Annotated in this window: 15 protein-coding genes; 7 read left to right on the forward strand and 8 right to left on the reverse strand. The window is 53.8% G+C overall.

Going from position 1 to position 16,694, the window contains the following annotated elements; genetic code table 11:
* Window positions 1-99: 99 nt before the first annotated feature.
* From sufB to ACT3T7_RS13355, 6 genes are all read left to right on the forward strand, one after another.
* Entirely contained in the window at window positions 100-1,542 is a 1,443-nt protein-coding gene (sufB, locus tag ACT3T7_RS13330; protein ID WP_172118324.1) for a Fe-S cluster assembly protein SufB, read from the forward strand.
* A gap of 79 nt (window positions 1,543-1,621) precedes the next feature.
* On the forward strand, window positions 1,622-2,371 hold the full coding sequence (gene sufC, locus ACT3T7_RS13335; RefSeq protein ID WP_172118323.1) for a Fe-S cluster assembly ATPase SufC: 750 nt from the start codon (window positions 1,622-1,624) through the stop codon (window positions 2,369-2,371).
* Window positions 2,368-3,711, forward strand: a complete 1,344-nt coding sequence (sufD, locus tag ACT3T7_RS13340; RefSeq protein WP_172118322.1) for a Fe-S cluster assembly protein SufD — start codon at window positions 2,368-2,370, stop codon at window positions 3,709-3,711. The genes sufC and sufD overlap by 4 nt, the downstream gene beginning before the upstream one ends.
* A gap of 27 nt (window positions 3,712-3,738) precedes the next feature.
* Window positions 3,739-5,004: a SufS family cysteine desulfurase gene (locus tag ACT3T7_RS13345; RefSeq protein ID WP_441679219.1), complete on the forward strand. Its 1,266-nt coding sequence runs from the start codon at window positions 3,739-3,741 to the stop codon at window positions 5,002-5,004.
* A gap of 26 nt (window positions 5,005-5,030) precedes the next feature.
* Window positions 5,031-5,600, forward strand: a complete 570-nt coding sequence (gene sufT, locus ACT3T7_RS13350; protein ID WP_172118354.1) for a putative Fe-S cluster assembly protein SufT — start codon at window positions 5,031-5,033, stop codon at window positions 5,598-5,600.
* An 18-nt stretch (window positions 5,601-5,618) separates the two neighbouring features.
* Window positions 5,619-6,341: a SanA/YdcF family protein gene (locus ACT3T7_RS13355; RefSeq protein ID WP_444631276.1), complete on the forward strand. Its 723-nt coding sequence runs from the start codon at window positions 5,619-5,621 to the stop codon at window positions 6,339-6,341.
* Between the two features lie 3 nt (window positions 6,342-6,344).
* Here the strand turns inward: ACT3T7_RS13355 and ACT3T7_RS13360 are convergent, their stop codons facing one another.
* The 4 genes from ACT3T7_RS13360 to ACT3T7_RS13375 form a co-directional block, all read right to left on the reverse strand.
* Entirely contained in the window at window positions 6,345-6,791 is a 447-nt protein-coding gene (locus ACT3T7_RS13360; protein ID WP_172118319.1) for a hypothetical protein, read from the reverse strand.
* A gap of 88 nt (window positions 6,792-6,879) precedes the next feature.
* Complete coding sequence (gene rimK, locus ACT3T7_RS13365; RefSeq protein WP_087111618.1) at window positions 6,880-7,788, reverse strand: 30S ribosomal protein S6--L-glutamate ligase; 909 nt, start codon at window positions 7,786-7,788, stop codon at window positions 6,880-6,882.
* 40 nt (window positions 7,789-7,828) lie between these two features.
* Window positions 7,829-8,269, reverse strand: a complete 441-nt coding sequence (locus tag ACT3T7_RS13370; RefSeq protein ID WP_444631277.1) for an ATP-dependent zinc protease family protein — start codon at window positions 8,267-8,269, stop codon at window positions 7,829-7,831.
* A 37-nt stretch (window positions 8,270-8,306) separates the two neighbouring features.
* Window positions 8,307-9,344 carry a DUF3549 family protein gene (locus tag ACT3T7_RS13375; protein WP_444631278.1) on the reverse strand — a complete coding sequence of 346 codons (1,038 nt, stop codon included), beginning with the start codon at window positions 9,342-9,344 and terminating at the stop codon, window positions 8,307-8,309.
* A 287-nt stretch (window positions 9,345-9,631) separates the two neighbouring features.
* On the opposite strand from ACT3T7_RS13375, the gene ACT3T7_RS13380 reads away from it, so the two are divergent.
* Window positions 9,632-9,964, forward strand: a complete 333-nt coding sequence (locus tag ACT3T7_RS13380) for a YqcC family protein (RefSeq protein ID WP_172118353.1) — start codon at window positions 9,632-9,634, stop codon at window positions 9,962-9,964.
* A gap of 165 nt (window positions 9,965-10,129) precedes the next feature.
* On the opposite strand, the gene putP is transcribed toward ACT3T7_RS13380, so the two are convergent.
* From putP to ACT3T7_RS13400, 4 genes are all read right to left on the reverse strand, one after another.
* Complete coding sequence (putP, locus tag ACT3T7_RS13385) at window positions 10,130-11,620, reverse strand: sodium/proline symporter PutP (protein ID WP_193055123.1); 1,491 nt, start codon at window positions 11,618-11,620, stop codon at window positions 10,130-10,132.
* A 309-nt stretch (window positions 11,621-11,929) separates the two neighbouring features.
* Window positions 11,930-15,121 (reverse strand): bifunctional proline dehydrogenase/L-glutamate gamma-semialdehyde dehydrogenase PutA, encoded by a 3,192-nt coding sequence (putA, locus tag ACT3T7_RS13390; RefSeq protein WP_444631279.1) that lies wholly within the window; start codon window positions 15,119-15,121, stop codon window positions 11,930-11,932.
* 149 nt (window positions 15,122-15,270) lie between these two features.
* Window positions 15,271-16,104: an AraC family transcriptional regulator gene (locus ACT3T7_RS13395; protein WP_193055121.1), complete on the reverse strand. Its 834-nt coding sequence runs from the start codon at window positions 16,102-16,104 to the stop codon at window positions 15,271-15,273.
* A 31-nt stretch (window positions 16,105-16,135) separates the two neighbouring features.
* The gene (locus tag ACT3T7_RS13400) at window positions 16,136-16,495 is read right to left on the reverse strand and encodes a hypothetical protein (RefSeq protein WP_192527717.1); all 360 of its coding nucleotides are present in this window, start codon (window positions 16,493-16,495) and stop codon (window positions 16,136-16,138) included.
* Window positions 16,496-16,694 lie beyond the last annotated feature (199 nt).

Raw genomic sequence — 16,694 nt, forward strand, 5'->3', positions numbered from 1 at the left:
GGGTTCTGAACATACGCAAATCCCGATAAGCGTTGATACGCATTTATTTATAATTGACGGCGAGCGGTGCTCGCCACCAACTGCCCGGAGGGTAACACCATGGCAACCGAAGAAATGGAACAGTTGGTTCGTCGCGAATACAAAGATGGCTTTGTAACCGATATTGAAAGCGACACGCTTCCACCCGGTCTAGACGAAAATACCATCGCGTTTATCTCCAAGAAGAAGGGTGAGCCGGAGTGGATGCTTGAGTGGCGTCTTGACGCTTACCGCCAGTGGTTGGCCATGAAAGAGCCTTCCTGGGCGCATCTTGATTATCCGCCTATCGACTACCAGGCGATTTCCTACTTCAGTGCGCCCAAGCGCCCCGAAGATGGCCCGCAAAGCCTCGACGAAGTAGATCCCAAGCTGCTGGAAACCTACGAAAAACTGGGTATTCCACTACACGAGCGGGCGGCGCTTGCCGGCGTTGCAGTTGATGCGGTATTCGATTCAGTATCCGTAACGACGACCTTTAAAAAGGAACTGGCAGAAGCCGGTGTTATCTTCTGCTCCATTTCTGAGGCAATCCGCGATTATCCCGAGCTGATCAAGCAGTATTTGGGTACCGTCGTGCCGGTGGCCGATAACTACTTTGCCGCGCTTAACTCAGCCGTGTTTACCGACGGCTCGTTCGTATTTGTTCCTGAAGGCGTTACCTGCCCGATGGAACTATCGACGTACTTCCGTATCAATGCGGCCAATACCGGCCAGTTTGAGCGTACGCTGATCATTTGCGAAAACCGTGCTCAGGTTTCTTACCTGGAAGGTTGCACCGCGCCGATGCGCGATGAGAACCAGCTGCACGCGGCCGTTGTTGAGCTTGTCGCATTAGATGATGCCTACATCAAATACTCTACCGTCCAGAACTGGTACCCCGGTGATGAGAACGGCAAGGGCGGCATCTATAACTTCGTGACCAAACGTGGCGACTGCCGTGGCGCGCGTTCACGCATTAGCTGGACCCAAGTTGAAACCGGCTCGGCCATTACCTGGAAATATCCTTCCTGCGTGCTGCGCGGTAAAGACAGCATTGGTGAGTTCTACTCCGTTGCCGTTACTAACGGGCGCCAGCAGGCCGATACCGGTACCAAGATGATTCACATTGGTGAAGGCACGCGTTCCTATATCGTGGCCAAAGGTATTTCGGCAGGTAAGAGCGACCAGTCCTATCGCGGCCTGGTGAAAATTGGCCCGCGTGCCAAAGGCGCGCGTAACTTCACGCAGTGTGATTCGCTGCTGATTGGCGACAAGTGTGGCGCTCACACCTTCCCGTATCAGGAAATCGGTAACAGCACGGCAACGATTGAGCATGAAGCCACCACCTCAAAAATTGGTGAAGATCAGCTGTTCTACTGCCGGAGCCGGGGTATTTCCGAGGAAGATGCGGTCAGTATGATTGTTAACGGTTTCTGTAAAGATGTTTTCCAGGAGCTACCGATGGAGTTCGCGGTAGAGGCTGAAGCGCTCTTGAACGTGACATTGGAAGGCGCGGTAGGCTAATCGTTTAGCCGGATTGCCGTACACATTACTTTGATACGCGTCGCGCCAGCGACTCGCCAGAATTAGAAGGTTTATGACTATGTTGCAAGTAACTGATTTACACGTCACCGTTGAAGACAAGCAGATCCTTAAAGGGCTTACCTTGACCATCAACGCCGGTGAAGTACACGCCATCATGGGGCCTAACGGCGCGGGTAAATCAACCCTGTCAGCGGTGATTGCAGGTAAAGATGGCTACGAGGTCACCCAGGGCAGCATCACCTTTGAAGGTAAAGACGTACTTGAGATGGAAATTGAAGAGCGCGCCCAGGCAGGCTTGCTGTTGGGTTTCCAGTACCCGGTTGAGATCCCGGGGGTAAAGAATATTTACCTGTTGAAGTCAGCGCTGAACGCCCAGCGCAAGGCGCGCGGTGAAGAAGATATGCCGGCGCCTGAGTTTATGAAGCTGGTGAAAGAGAAGCTTGGCTCTATGAAAATGGACGCCAGCTTCCTGCAGCGCGCGGTTAACGAAGGCTTCTCTGGCGGCGAGAAAAAGCGCAACGAAATTCTCCAAATGCTGGTGCTTCAGCCTAAACTCGCCATGCTGGATGAGATCGACTCCGGCCTTGATATCGACGCCATGAAAGTGGTCGCCGACGGTGTTAACAGCCTGCGTGCCGAAGAGCGCGCGATTCTGTTGGTAACCCACTATCAGCGCCTGCTTGACTATATCGTTCCTGATAAAGTCCACGTCCTGGTTGACGGCCGTATTGTTAAAACCGGTGATGCCGAGCTTGCCAAAGAGCTAGAGGCTAACGGATACGAAGGTATTGAGGAGTCTGTGGCATGAGCGATACGCAAACCTTTCTGGACACGCTAAAAGCGCGTAGCCAGCAGCGCGAAACGGAGCCGTCGTGGATTGCTGCGCGTCGCCAAGCGGGTGCTGCTCGCTTTGAAGCGCTGGGCTTTCCCACGCGCCGTGATGAAGAGTGGAAATATACCGATGTTCGCACCATCGCTCAGGGTAACTTTACACTGGCCGATAATGGCGACTACTCACCCGCTCAGGCAGCAGCATTAACGCTACCTGTCGCGGCTTATCGGTTAACGTTTGTTGATGGTGTTTACGCCCCAGCGCTGTCGGATATCGACGCACTGCCCCAGAGCGTTCATGTTATGCCACTGTCAAAAGCGCTTGCTGAAAATCACGAAGCGGTGGGTGGCCCACTTGGCCGCTTAACTGGCGTGGATTTCTCTCCCTTCGCAGCCTTGAACACCGCGTTTATGGAAGAGGGCGCTGTGGTGCGTATCGCGCCGGGTACAGTGGTCGATAAGCCTATCGTGCTGCAGTTTCTCTCCAAGGCGAGCAGTGCGCCGGTGATGAGCCATCCACGTATTCTGGTTGAGGCGGGTGGTCGCAGTGAAGCCACGTTGATTGAGCACTATTGTGGTGACCAGGACGCAGCCAACTTCACCAACATTGTGGGCGAATTTATGTTGGACCGCGGCGCTATCCTGAACCACTACAAGCTTCAGGAAGCACCGCTTAACGACATGCATATTGCCAGCATGCATGTTGAGCAGGGGCGCGATAGCCGTTACACCTCGTATAACCTGAATCTGGGTGGTGCGCTGGTGCGTAACGACCTGATCAGTGACCTTAATGGTCAGGGGGCCGAAACCAACTTCTTTGGTTTGTTCTTCGGTCAGGGTCGTCAACACGTGGACAACCACACCAAGGTCAATCATAACGCGCCCTTGACGTTCTCCAATGAGAACTACAAAGGCATCCTGGATGACCGTGCGCATGGCGTGTTTAATGGCAAGGTGTACGTTAAGCGCGATAGCCAGAAGATTGAAGGCTTTCAGAGCAACCAGAACCTGCTGCTGTCTGACCGCGCCCAGATTGATGCCAAGCCTGAACTTGAAATTTATGCCGACGATGTGAAGTGCTCTCACGGCACCACGACCGGTCAGCTGGATGAAGAGGCTATTTACGCGCTGCGTACGCGTGGTATCGATGAGGCGACGGCGCGGGGGCTGTTGACCCTGGCCTTTGCCGGTGAAGTGCTGGATAAAGTGACGCTGGATGAAGTCGCTGAGCGCGTAGAGCTTGCGGTTGCCGGTAAATTGCCGGAACGCTTTAACCTGGCTGGCCTGGTAGAAACGGCCGTCGCGCTCAACGACTAAGTTCTACGGCCTACTAAGGAGTGATGAATGTCGTCTACGGTACTTGAGAAAGCGACAGCGAATGGCCAGGCACCTTTTGACGTTCTGGCACTACGCAATGACTTCCCGATCCTTCGTCGGGAAGTGCATGGTAAGCCGCTGGTCTATTTGGATAACGCTGCTACCAGCCAGACGCCTCAGCAGGTAATAGACGTGTTTAGCGATTACTACTCGCGCTATAACGCGAATATTCACCGTGGCCTGCATACGCTGGCCGATGAGGCGACGGTGGCGTATGAAAACACACGCCAGCGTGTTAAAGCGTTTCTCAATGCTGAAGAGGCGCGCCAGATTATCTTCACGCGTGGCACGTCGGAAGCCATTAATCTGGTGGCTCAATCATGGGGTCGTACCCACCTGGCAGCAGGTGATGAAGTATTGATCTCACTGCTTGAGCATCACTCCAATATTGTACCGTGGCAGCTATTGGCGGCTGAGCGTGGTTTTACCATTAAAGTGATTCCGGTGGATGAAACGGGGGCACTGGATATGGCGGCTTACCGTGCGCTGTTAAGCGAGCGCACTAAATTGGTCGCCGTGAACCATGTGTCTAACGCACTGGGAACCATTAATCCGGTAAAAGAGATGGCGGCACTTGCCCACCAGCATGGTGCGGTCATTCTAATTGACGGCGCGCAGGCGGCACCTCATCAGGAAGTGGATGTACAAGCGATTGATGCCGATTTTTACGCCTTCTCTGGCCACAAGGTTTACGGGCCAACAGGCGTCGGCGTACTTTACGGTAAGCAGGCACTGCTTGAATCCATGCCGCCCTGGCAAGGCGGTGGTGAGATGATCAAGACGGTCTCCTTTGACGTTGGCACTACCTTTGCGGATATTCCGCATAAGTTTGAGGCAGGCACCCCCGCCATTGCTGAAGTCATTGCCTTGGGCCGCGCACTTGAGTGGATCGAAGGTGTTGGCGTCGCGGCGATTGGAGAGTGGGAAGGGGTGTTGCTTGAACATGCTACTCAAGGCGTAAAGCGCATTGATGGATTGCGGATTGTGGGAACCGCGCCGCACAAAGCCGGGGTGCTATCGTTTGTTGTTGACGGTGCACACTCCCAGGATATTGGTCTGTTGATCGATCAGTTAGGCGTCGCCATTCGTACCGGTAATCACTGTGCGCAGCCGCTGCTTCAACACTTTGGCGTGGATGCTACGTGCCGAGCATCGTTTGCGGCGTATAATACCCTCGAAGAAGTGGAGGTGTTTATTGCCGCTCTCAATCGCGTTATTGGCATGGTGCGTTAAGGCAATCTATGAGTAACGAGAAAGCTATGGACATCGAGCAAATCGCGAGCCTTGAGCGGGGCCAGAAATTGCCACTTCAGCGTGACGTGGAAGCTATTGCGATTCCCTTTGGGAAAACGGATATCCTGGCGGAAGATAGCGTTGTTAGCGTGATGCAAGCCAAGGGCAGCTCGGTCAGTGTTGGCTTTGAAGGGCGCCTCTATCTCATAGAGGGGCGCAATTTAGATGCCTTGGGGCTTGAGGCGTTACCGCGCCCGACCCTGCACGAAAATGCCAGCGAGGAAGAAATAGAGCAGTTTGTATGGGACCAGCTACGCACCTGCTTTGATCCAGAAATTCCGGTGAATATCGTGGATCTCGGGCTAGTGTATGGGTGCCGTATTGAGCGACTGATTACGGGCGAGCAGGTCGTGACGATCCGTATGACGCTGACCGCTCCTGGCTGTGGGATGGGGGATGTCATTGCGGCAGATGCACGTAATAAAATTCTCGGAGCGCCCCAGATTAGCAAGGTCCATACCGAGATTGTGTTCAGCCCTTCCTGGAACCGTGACATGATGAGCGACGAGGCGAAACTTGAGCTTGGCATGTTCTAAGCGCCTCAGGATAGCCGGATGCACAGCGTCTTGCTAAGGTGGATCAAACGCCTGCTAATGTCGCTAGGAGCTTTATTGCTGCTGGCGGCATTGCTATTTGTAGGCGGTAATTTATGGGTAGTAGGTAGCACGGCACGCTACATCGAAAGCCAAGTGCTTGAGTGTCGCCCTGCGGATGTAGGGATTGTATTTGGCACCTCCCACTGGACTCGCAGTGGTCTACGTAACCCGCATTTTCATGCCCGCATGCGTACGTCAGCCCTGCTTGCCAACCAGCAGCGCGTGTCTCATTTGTTGCTGTCGGGGGATAATCGTACCCAAGCATATAACGAGCCGCGTGCCATGTGGCGTGATTTGCATCGACGAGGCGTACCTGCCGAGCAGCTCACCATGGATTTTGCGGGGTTTAGCACCTACGATACGCTGGCGCGAGCCCGCGACGTTTTTCAGCTTGAGCAGGCGCTTTTGGTGACCCAAAGCTGGCATTTGCCGCGCGCGATATTTATTGGTCGCGCACTTGGGTTGGATGTAACGGGATGCGTTGCAGAAGAGAACCCTGCAGCCGATGAGTGGCGTTTGAGAGCGCGCGAATGGTTGGCGCGAGTTGCGACGCTGGGCGATATCTATATATGGAATCGGCAGCCTTACTTTCTGGGCCCACCCGAACCCATTGAGCTTCAAAACGTCGTGCCATTCACTGCGCCGACGCTTGATAGGCTGGAACCAGAACAAGTTTTATAGAGCTTAGCGCTTTGCTTTACGTTTTTGCAGCGTATAAAGCTCGCGAATAAGCTTACGGCACCCCTGCATGCACTCATCCACCACCGGCTCAATGGGGTCGGGTAGCGGGTGGGTAAACAGGGTAGATAGTGCCTGCATCAAAACTCGCTCTTGCTCTAACAGCTCGTTGATTAATACCTGGCTATCGTTGCCCACAAAGCTTTTTAGACGGCTCCATAGCCATAAAAAATCATCGCGTTCAACGTCAGCATCTCGCGGCAGCATCTTTAAATGTGCCCGTGCAAGTTCCTGGAGAGAGCGCATCTGCTTTAAGCGCGCTGTATAGTGCGGCTTCAGCGCATCACGCAGCGAGGGGCGCAGGCGTTCGATATTGTCCTGGAAATAATCAATGCTGTCGGCCAGCGCTTCTAACACACTGTCCATCGCCACTTGGCGATTGTCGAGAAACATGAGCGTCTACCTCCTTCGGTGACGCAGATTGTGGGGGGGGCAGCAAATATTTGCCACCCCTCATACGGATTATTTTTGGTTTTTTCCCTTAACCTTTAGGCTTGGGCGGCGCTTTACGATTTGGAGAGGCATTTTTTTCAATATGTTCAATGATCAAGCCTGCAATATCTTTACCGGTTGAGTTCTCAATACCCTGAAGGCCTGGTGAGGAATTGACTTCCATAATGACCGGCCCGTGGTTAGAGCGTAAAAGATCGACCCCCGCAACGCGTAGGCCCATGGCTTTGGCTGCCCGAATGGCCGTTGAGCGCTCTTCCGGCGTAATCCGAATAACACTGGCCGTGCCGCCCCGGTGTAAATTAGAACGGAACTCGCCTTCTGCTGCCTGACGCTTCATGGAAGCGACGACTTTATCACCAATAACAAAGCAGCGTATATCCGCGCCGCGAGCTTCCTTGATGTACTCCTGAACCATGATGTTGGCCTTCATGCCCATGAACGCTTGAATCACCGATTCCGCAGCCTGGTTGGTTTCAGCCAATACAACGCCGATGCCTTGCGTGCCTTCCAGCAGTTTGATGACCAGTGGGGCGCCTTTAACCATGGTAATCAGGTCCGGAATATCATCCGGCGAATGGGCAAAGCCGGTAATCGGCAGCCCAAGTCCCTTGCGCGAAAGCAGCTGGAGCGAGCGCAGCTTGTCACGGGAGCGAGTAATGGCAACGGAGTCATTAATAACGTAGGTGCCCATCATTTCAAACTGACGCAGTACCGCACAGCCATAGAACGTTACTGAGGCGCCAATGCGCGGGATTACAGCATCGAACGGCTCAATTTCCTGCCCCTTGTAGTGAATAGAAGGGTGGTGAGATGCAATACTCATGTAGCAGCGCAACGTATCAACAACACGGGCCGAGTGCCCACGCTGCTCAGCAGCCTCGATGAGGCGACGTGTCGAGTACAAATTGCGATTACGTGACAGTAGTGCGATATGCATTCAGGACTCCGGGCCAAATAAAGGGCTAATCGTCATTAATTTAAGGCTCGCCATGTAAAAATGCAGCGCCCGGGGCCACTAGCAGGCGGCGCATGGCGCGGCGCCCTAATAGCATGGCGTGACGCATATTGCTGCGATCTGTCAATGTCAATTCAACAGGAAAGCTCATCTGGCCCATTTCCATCATCGTACGAACAACATATCGCCATTCGCTATGCCCATTTGAGCTGGTCACCCGGCGTCTATCATGCAGATGCATTTTTAGGCGATGAGCGGGCGTTTCTGGCCCACCGCTATGGGTGATAAAGCTAATCCATAGCTGCCCATGCTCATCTTCATGTGTTTCAATTTCCTCGGCATGTAGTGCTGATGTACGTGCCCCGGTATCTGCCTTACAGCATAGGTGAAGCCCCAGCTCAGGCAACGTCACCATCTCGCGACGGCCAATAACCGCTTTAGCCTGGTAGGGTAGTTCCTTCACGGCTGACTCCTTGAAATTCGTTAATAGCGCTGCCCATTTAACGGCTAGCCGCTGATGTCATGGCCGCCATACGTCGCTGTATGGCCGAACCGTTAGGGGCATCTCGTAACGCTACCATTATTGGTAGCCGTAAACGCGGTATTAAAGCAAGGTCGCGCACGACCGCAGAAAAGTTGGTCCGTTCATCCTCCGCCAAGCGGCTCAGGAAAAGCGGTAAACGATGCGCGTCTTCCAGTAAGAGCCAACCGCGACCAGCCATCGCAGCCAGTACATCGGGTCCACACGCATGAGCGTCTTCCAGCAAGCTTGTATACCAGTCGCCTACGCTTGGTTGGCACGTGCTACCCACCGCACGAATACAGGCGCAGAGCGTTTCAACATCGCCTTCACTCGCCGCTTTTTCACCTATCTCACGCAGCGCCAACACTATCGACGCCACTGCTAGAGGCTGATGCTCTAAACAGTAGCAGAGTGAGTGCACAACGCTAGTGGGTAGGGTGGCGAGCCGGGGGGCCAGGGTGTTGGCCTGGGAATCATCCATGCGTGCCGTGAAATCGGCGATTCCTTGAAGCCCTAGTGCTTGCCAGTCAATGGTTTGCTGGCCGGTCAGGTAGGCTTCAACAGGCTCGAAATGTTGGCTGGCGGGCAGTTCACGCTCTTGCGTTGCGAAGGCGTTGAGCACTGCCTGGAAGGTTACGTTAGGCGTAAAGGCGAGCGGATTATCCGTCATTAAATGATCCACGTCTTTAGCGTTCTGGCCTACGTATGCAACATTTTTCCCCAGGGTTTCCATCAGGCGATTTAAAAATCCATCGCGCTGAGCGGGGGAGAGCAGCCCCTGCTCGTCAAGAGGAAGCGATAAAAACCATATCGCCGGTTCGGGCATGTCGCCTAGCCGAAATATGGCCGCGAAGCGTGCCTGACCTTGCCAGGGCTCGGGCCAGGCACATTGGCCACGCTCAAAGCGACTCAGTGTGTCACGCGAGCAGGAACTCACGCGTCGGCCCATATAATAGAGCGAAACCTCGGCGCCACTACGTGTAAAAAAATCATCAATGGTCTGAATCGGTTGCATGATGTCCTTCCGCTTTGCAAGTCTGCACTCTACCTTGACCGCTGCACAGTGTCAGCCGTAACGGTCGATAAATTGGTGCTTTTTTATACGGATGATCAAAAAATGAACAACTTCCTGCAAGCCTCTTGAGAGTAGCGTTAGCGAGACCTTTCCATAGTTTATCCACAGCCTCTTGCAGGTTTTCTGTGAATCGGTGAATAACCCAAGTTGGCGGGGGATAAAGTGGTAACTCGTGGACAGAGTTGGGATAATGGGCATTAACCAAACTGATTTGATACAAGGTGTATATGAGCGTCCATCAACAGCTTCAAACCGCGCTTCTTGAGCTTGAAGCCGCCATGAAGGCCGCCAATTTATGGCGCGTCCCCACGCCGGATGTAACGGCGTTCGCAAGCCAGGAACCCTTCTGTATTGATACGATGTCGCTGCCCCAATGGGTGCGTTTTGTATTCGTGGCACGGCTGAATGCGCTCGCCGAAGCGAAAGCGCCAATGCCTGCGAAATGCGAGGTAGCCCCGGCAATGGCCGCCTATCTTATTCAGGAAAAAGTACGCCCCAGCGACCAATGGCTGGTCGTGCGTGCTTTTGAGAAAGTCGACCAGCTGGTTACCGAGAATTAATCGGTAGTACGTCGCCTTGTATGCGTTGCGTCAGAATTCGTTGGTGACGCATCCAAAAGCGATGACCGACGGGTGACCGATCAGTTGCGCGTTTGTTAGTACCGTTGTGCAATACGAAAAGGCCACCTCGCGGTGGCCCTGGTAACGCTCTATTTATCTACTGCGTTAGGACTCAATACGCTGATATTCACCGGCATCAGCGGTCATGCTACTTACCACCATAATGGCGATGAAAGAAGCGATGAAGCCGGGGATGATTTCATAGATGCCGGGGCCACCCATAAACTCGCCGTTCCAACCCAGTGCGATCCAGATAATAACGGTGAGAGCACCTACTACCATGCCTGCAATGGCGCCCGCTCCGTTGGTGCGTGGCCACATTAGTGACAGAATGATTAAGGGACCGAAAGCGGCACCAAAACCTGCCCAAGCGTTACTCACCAGGCCGAGTACCTGTGACTCTGGATCAGAGGCGATAATGGCGGCTATCAGGCCTACCAGCACGACACAAATCCGGCCAACGGTAACGGTCTGCTTTTCCGATGCTTGTTTGTTCAGGAACAGGCGGTAGATATCCTCTGTCAGTGATGAAGACGCCACCAGAAGCTGGCTGGAAATAGTACTCATCACTGCCGCCAGAAGGGCCGCAAAAAGGAAGCCGGTCACCAGCGGATGGAATAAAAGCTCTGCCAGGATAATAAAGATAGTTTCGGGATCCTGAATTTCCAGGCCATTACGAATAGCGTAAGCCCGGCCAAAAATACCGAGCGAGATGGCGCCAATCAGGGAAATAGCCATCCAACCCATACCAATATTACGGGCGGTAGGCACATCTTTCAGATGCCGGATAGCCATAAAGCGCACGATAATATGCGGCTGACCGAAATAACCCAGCCCCCAGGTCACCGCCGAGAGCCAGCCAATAAAGGTCAAGCCCTCTGTCCACGACAGTAGCGTTGGATCGACTTCATTAAGGGTCTGGGTTGCTTGGCTGAAGCCCCCACCGCCTTCGCCGAACAGCACCACTGCGGGCATGATAATTAGCGCCAGCATCATAATGCAGCCTTGTACAAAGTCCGTCAGGCTTACGGCCAAAAAGCCGCCCACTACGGTATAGACAAGTACCACGCCCAGCGTGATGATGATGCCGGTTGCATAATCGCTTAGGCCACCAACATTCACCAAGCCAGAAAACGCACTTTCGAATAGCTTACCGCCAGCCACCAGGCCTGACGCGGTGTAGACCGCGAAGAAGATGACGATGACAATCGCCGAGACCGTTTTCAGCGACATTGCCCGGGTCGGGAATCGGTTAGCCAAAAAGGCCGGGATGGTGATTGCATTGCCATAGTGAACGGTCTGTTCACGCAGGCGGGGTGCAACCAGAAGCCAGTTGAAGAAGGCCCCGACGAACAGACCGATGCCGATCCAGGCAGAGCCCAGGCCCGATACAAACATCGCGCCAGGTAAACCCAGCAGCAGCCAGCCACTCATGTCTGAGGCACCCGCTGAAAGAGCGGCTACTTTAGGACTTAAGGTACGACCGCCTAGCACGTAATCTTCAGAGGTGGATGTCGATGTGCGCATCGCATAAAGCCCGATGCCGATCATCAGCGCAAAGTAAGCAAAAAGGCTGATCCAAACGCCAATAGCCATGAAATTCTCCCGTTTATCAAGTCGGATAGCACCGACCGGTGAGTGCGCTTACCGAGCCATGCTTGGTAATAGCACAGACTTATTGTTGTTAACCCTATTTCTTGTTAACCCAGCCTCTTGTTCACGCTGTGACCTGCAAACATTTGGCGAAGGTACCGTCAAAAAGAGGTTTCAAGCGTTTATTTGCCATATTCCCTGTGCCTAATGCCCCCCTTCTGTGGAGGGGGCATGTAAAGGCCGTTACGCTTTTATTTTCAACCATGAGAGATCCTTTTTGAGGAGTTCAGGTTTTCCATTTAGATGAGCTATTTACTCATCGCCTAGCGCCAGCAAGGACGCATTCCCGCCTAAAGCGGCCGTATTGTTAGTAATCGTCTTTTCAGTGATAAAACGCTGCAGGTAATTCGGCCCGCCTGCTTTAGGGCCTGTACCTGAAAGCCCTTGTCCACCAAAGGGTTGAACGCCTACTACGGCCCCAATGATATTACGATTAATGTACACATTGCCCGCACGAATTTTCTGTGCAATGCCCGCAGCAAAGGATTCATTACGGCTATGGACACCAAACGTTAGCCCGTAACCCCGGCTATTGATATCGCTGATCACCTGGTCAAGCTCGCTGGCCTTATAGCGCACAATGTGCAGTATAGGGCCGAATTGTTCGCGGGTTAACGCATTGATACTGTCGATAGTAAAGGCCACGGGGGCCACGAAGGTACCGTTTTCGGTGTGCTCGGCTGACATGGGCGTTTCGGCGACCAGGCGATCTTCCCCTTTAAGTTTTTCGATATGCTCAAGCAGGCCCTTGCGCGCCTCCTCGTCGATCACCGGGCCAACATCAGTACCCAAATCGCGCGGATCACCGATACGCAGCTCGTTCATTGCGCCTTTTAAAATCGTGATGACGCGGTCGGCAACGTCGTCTTGCAGGTAAAGAACTCGCAATGCCGAGCAGCGTTGACCAGCGCTTTGGAACGCAGACTGGATAACATCCACCACGACCTGCTCGGGAAGCGCGGTGGAGTCGACGATCATGGCGTTCATGCCGCCGGTTTCAGCAATCAGCGTGGGCAGCGGCGCATTTTCACGCGCAGCCAAGGCACGGTTGATGATCTGCGCCGTGTCGGTGCCGCCGGTAAAGACCACGCCAGTAATGCGCGGGTCAGAGGTCAGCACGCTGCCCACGGTCGGGCCATCGCCTGGCAGCAACTGAACCACATCGCGTGGCAAGCCCGCTTCATAAAGCAGCTCGATCACCCGGTGGGCGACAATTGACGTTTGCTCGGCAGGCTTGGCCAGCACGGTATTGCCCGCAACCGCCGCCGCAACAATCTGCCCGCAGAAAATCGCTACCGGGAAGTTCCACGGACTGATCGCGGCAAACACGCCTTTACCGCCCATGATTAGCTGGTTGGATTCACCGGTCGGACCAGGCAGCTCAATCGGCTCGCCGAAGGAGTCTTCCGCGCGCATGGCGTAATAGCGGCAGAAATCGACGGCTTCTTTGATCTCGTCCACACCGTCCGTTAAGAGCTTGCCGCCTTCGCGTGAGCAAAGGGTCATAAGCTCCGGCATGTGCTCTTCCAACAGGTCAGCCAAACGGCGCAGTACGGCAGCGCGTTCGGTAACCGGCGTGGTTTCCCAGCGCGGGAAGGCATTCCAGGCAGCGTCAAGCGCCTTGGTGGCCTGTTCTTTAGTTGTCCACTGAACGCTGCCTACGCTTTGACGGCGATCAAAGGGGCAGGTCACGTTGTGGGTATTGGCAGCATCGTCCGCCACATCGAACGCCAGCAGCGGTTTGACCGGGTACTGCTTATCCATAAAGACGGCCATCTTATCCATTAACGGATAGAAGTGGCTGCGGATATTCAGGTTGACGCCTCGCGAGTTGCGCCGCTTGGATCCGTAAATATCCTTGGGTAGCGGAATCTGCGTATTGGCTAAGGATGCCTGCTTACGCAGAGCCTCTATGGGGTGCTGGCAAAGCCATTCCACCGGTACTTCGGGGTCGACCAATTGGTGAACAAACGACGAATTCGCGCCGTTTTCCAGCAAGCGGCGAACCAGATAGGGTAGCAGGTCTTTGTGCGCGCCGACTGGCGCGTAAATGCGGCAGTACGTACCTTGGGGAGCGCGCTTCAAGGCAGCTTCATAAAGGGCTTCGCCCATGCCGTGCAAACGCTGGAACTCAAACGGACGACTATCGTGATTGGCTAATTCAAGAATAGTCGTAACCGTATGCGCGTTATGGGTCGCAAACTGGGGGAAAATGCGCCCGAGGGTATCGTTTGACAGCAGGAACTGAGCACAGGCCAGGTAGGCAACATCCGTGCACGCCTTGCGGGTATAGACGGGATAGCCGTCGACACCCAGCTGTTGAGACTCCTTGATTTCGCTATCCCAGTAAGCGCCTTTCACTAAACGCAGCGGAATTTCATCACCTTGCTCATCCGCTAAGCGATTAATGTAGTGCAGTACCGGCAGGGCGCGCTTGGAGTACGCCTGCACGACCAGTCCAAAGTGTCCCCAGCCTTTAACCGCATCGCTTGAGTAAACGTCGCGGAAAACTTCCAACGAAAGCTCCAGACGGTCAACTTCTTCGGCATCAATGGTGACCGCCACATCCAGCTCGCGAGCTTTGGATACCAGCTTGATAAGTGTATCAACCAGCTCTGCCAGCACCTGTTCGCGGCGACCAAACTCATAGCGGGGATGCAGCGCTGAGAGTTTGATCGATACCGAAGGCTTGGGCGTTTTATCACTTAAGTGCTGGGACGTTTTACCCACCTGCTCTATGGCGCGGGCGTAGTCGTCAAAGTAGCGTTTGGCATCATCGCGGGTGCGTGCGGCTTCACCCAGCATGTCGTAGGAGTAGGTGTAACCTTTATTGAATAGCGGCTTGGAACGTTTTAACGCTTCTTTAATATCACGGCCCAATACGAACTGTTTGCCCATGATTTTCATCGCTTCAACCATCGCGCGACGAATCACAGGCTCACCCATACGATTAACCATGCGGTTAATAAACGTCGCAGGTTGGCCATCTTTAGGATGATCAAGCTTCAAGACACGGCCGGTCATTAACAGGCCCCATGTGGAGGCGTTCACCATCCACGACTCACTTTTGCCGGCATAAGATTGCCAGTCAGCGGGGCCAAGCTTATCTTCAATTAGCGCATCAGCGGTGGCTTTGTCGGGAATACGCAGCATCGCTTCAGCCAGACACATCAGCATTAGCCCTTCGTGGGTATCCAGGCTGTACTGCTGTAGGAGCTCATCAATGGTATCTACCGCCGTGTCCATTGCACGAACATCGTGGATGAGCGCTGCGGTGTTGGCTTCAATGCGGGAAAAGTCGTCGCGATCCGCATCCAGCCACGTGATTAATTCGCTGACGTAGGTTTCTTCGTCCACAAGGTAGTGGTCGCTCACCTGAGCCATCAGCGTATCAAGGTCCGTTTGCCAGGTGGCAGAGTCACGCATGTTTTTAGCGTTGAGCATTGAGGCCCCCGTAAATTTACATAAAACGAGTAGGTGGTAGGGCATTTCGCCCAAGCTGCGCTCGAATGTAGAGTGGTCTGTGTTTCGGTGTATGTCGTTTTCTCGGTAAAACGTGTCAATTTCGCGGCAAGCAAGGCTACTTTGCGACCTTAGTAGTGTGTGCTTGATGCTGCCAATGGTTTTTTGAGCATAGTGGAGGATGCTGTCGTTAGCGAAACCGGTGCCTCTTGGCGTAGAGCACGGGGCGATATGCCGTAGCTGCGCCGAAACGCATGAGAGAGTGCGCTCTGGTTGGAAAATCCTGTTTGAATGGCAATGTCGGTTAACGGCAACCGACTTTGCAAAATCAGCTGACGAGCCGCGTGAAGTCGTCGGCGCTTAACGTATTGCCAAGGCGAAAGTCCTGTCTGATTACGGAAGCACTCTGAAAAGTGGGCTTCACTTAGGCAGGCAAGCCTGGCCAAGTCAGCAACGCGCAGCTCATCGGCCAAGTGACGGTTAATAAAGCGGTCGATAAGAGAGACATCAATTCTGCGCAGAGAAGCCGATGGGGTATGCCCAAGGCGCGCTTTGAGCGAGCCCAGTAGTGTGGCGGCCAAACGGTCTTGCTGAAACGAGACAGGAGAGGTATCGAATCCTTGGGCAAGCTCGCTTTCCATAAACGCCAGGTAGTGGCGTAAAGGGTTATCTAACGCAAAAAAACGTGGGACATCAAACAGGGCGACCAACTCGCGGTGTTCACCTGTTAGGGCGGGCGCATTTTCTGGCAGATCAATAATCAACTGCCGGTTATGCCCATGGCCTGAGTAGTAGTGCTCGTGATTGGCAGGCACGATACAGCCTGAGAACGCATTTACACGTCCGCCGAGCCCCTCAATTTCAAACTCCGAGGAACCACACAACGTAATCACAATTTGGTGAAAGTCATGTGCGTGATGATGGGTTGCGCTCGCCAGCGGTATTTTGCGAATAGTACTGGGCATCAGGTTGTCTCCTCGGCGCTTTCAACCGCATCTACGTTTGACGCAAGGCGGTATGAGCCGCCAGATGATCTCGTAATACTTGTAGCTCCGCTTGCCCTTCCTGATTTAACAGCGGTTTGCCTTGGGCGATTTGCCAGCGTCGCCCATGCAGCTCCATTAAACGCGACGCTCTGCGTCGAATGCCGTCCAGATAGTCATTATGACGTATTGGATAGCCGATAATCGTATCCCACTCGGCTTCGCTCACTTGGCTATTCAGGGCCTTGTCAAACAGTGCCAGCAAATCCTTTGGCTCGGTACGGTAGCGCGGCGTACCTACCGTCATCAGGGCTAATAAAACAGCACCTATCACCAGCAGGCAGACGCCGAGTACCAGTAGGTACAGTGCCATGCATCCACTCCTGTGCTCTTTCATGAATTGAATGTTTAAGTATACGCGCGACCTCTTGAAGACAAAAATTTTAAACGATGGCGAACTTTTTCGACGCAAGGTGTCTGAAGTAGTACGACAACGTAGCGATAGCAGTCGCTAATAGTGTTGTCCTAGCTATTGTTTCTCGATCCCTTGCTTCCGCTGCCTTTTGGGCAGC

The organism is Halomonas sp. 111, from assembly GCF_052379685.1.
Classification (GTDB): Bacteria; Pseudomonadota; Gammaproteobacteria; order Pseudomonadales; family Halomonadaceae; genus Vreelandella; species Vreelandella citrativorans.

Coding starts and splice junctions, on each gene's coding strand:
- sufB (WP_172118324.1), top strand. CDS start 100: ATGGCAACCGAAGAAATGGAACAGTTGGTTCGTCGCGAATACAAAGAT.
- sufC (WP_172118323.1), top strand. CDS start 1,622: ATGTTGCAAGTAACTGATTTACACGTCACCGTTGAAGACAAGCAGATC.
- sufD (WP_172118322.1), top strand. CDS start 2,368: ATGAGCGATACGCAAACCTTTCTGGACACGCTAAAAGCGCGTAGCCAG.
- ACT3T7_RS13345 (WP_441679219.1), top strand. CDS start 3,739: ATGTCGTCTACGGTACTTGAGAAAGCGACAGCGAATGGCCAGGCACCT.
- sufT (WP_172118354.1), top strand. CDS start 5,031: ATGGACATCGAGCAAATCGCGAGCCTTGAGCGGGGCCAGAAATTGCCA.
- ACT3T7_RS13355 (WP_444631276.1), top strand. CDS start 5,619: ATGCACAGCGTCTTGCTAAGGTGGATCAAACGCCTGCTAATGTCGCTA.
- ACT3T7_RS13360 (WP_172118319.1), bottom strand. CDS start 6,791: ATGTTTCTCGACAATCGCCAAGTGGCGATGGACAGTGTGTTAGAAGCG.
- rimK (WP_087111618.1), bottom strand. CDS start 7,788: ATGCATATCGCACTACTGTCACGTAATCGCAATTTGTACTCGACACGT.
- ACT3T7_RS13375 (WP_444631278.1), bottom strand. CDS start 9,344: ATGCAACCGATTCAGACCATTGATGATTTTTTTACACGTAGTGGCGCC.
- ACT3T7_RS13380 (WP_172118353.1), top strand. CDS start 9,632: ATGAGCGTCCATCAACAGCTTCAAACCGCGCTTCTTGAGCTTGAAGCC.
- putP (WP_193055123.1), bottom strand. CDS start 11,620: ATGGCTATTGGCGTTTGGATCAGCCTTTTTGCTTACTTTGCGCTGATG.
- putA (WP_444631279.1), bottom strand. CDS start 15,121: ATGCTCAACGCTAAAAACATGCGTGACTCTGCCACCTGGCAAACGGAC.
- ACT3T7_RS13395 (WP_193055121.1), bottom strand. CDS start 16,104: ATGCCCAGTACTATTCGCAAAATACCGCTGGCGAGCGCAACCCATCAT.
- ACT3T7_RS13400 (WP_192527717.1), bottom strand. CDS start 16,495: ATGGCACTGTACCTACTGGTACTCGGCGTCTGCCTGCTGGTGATAGGT.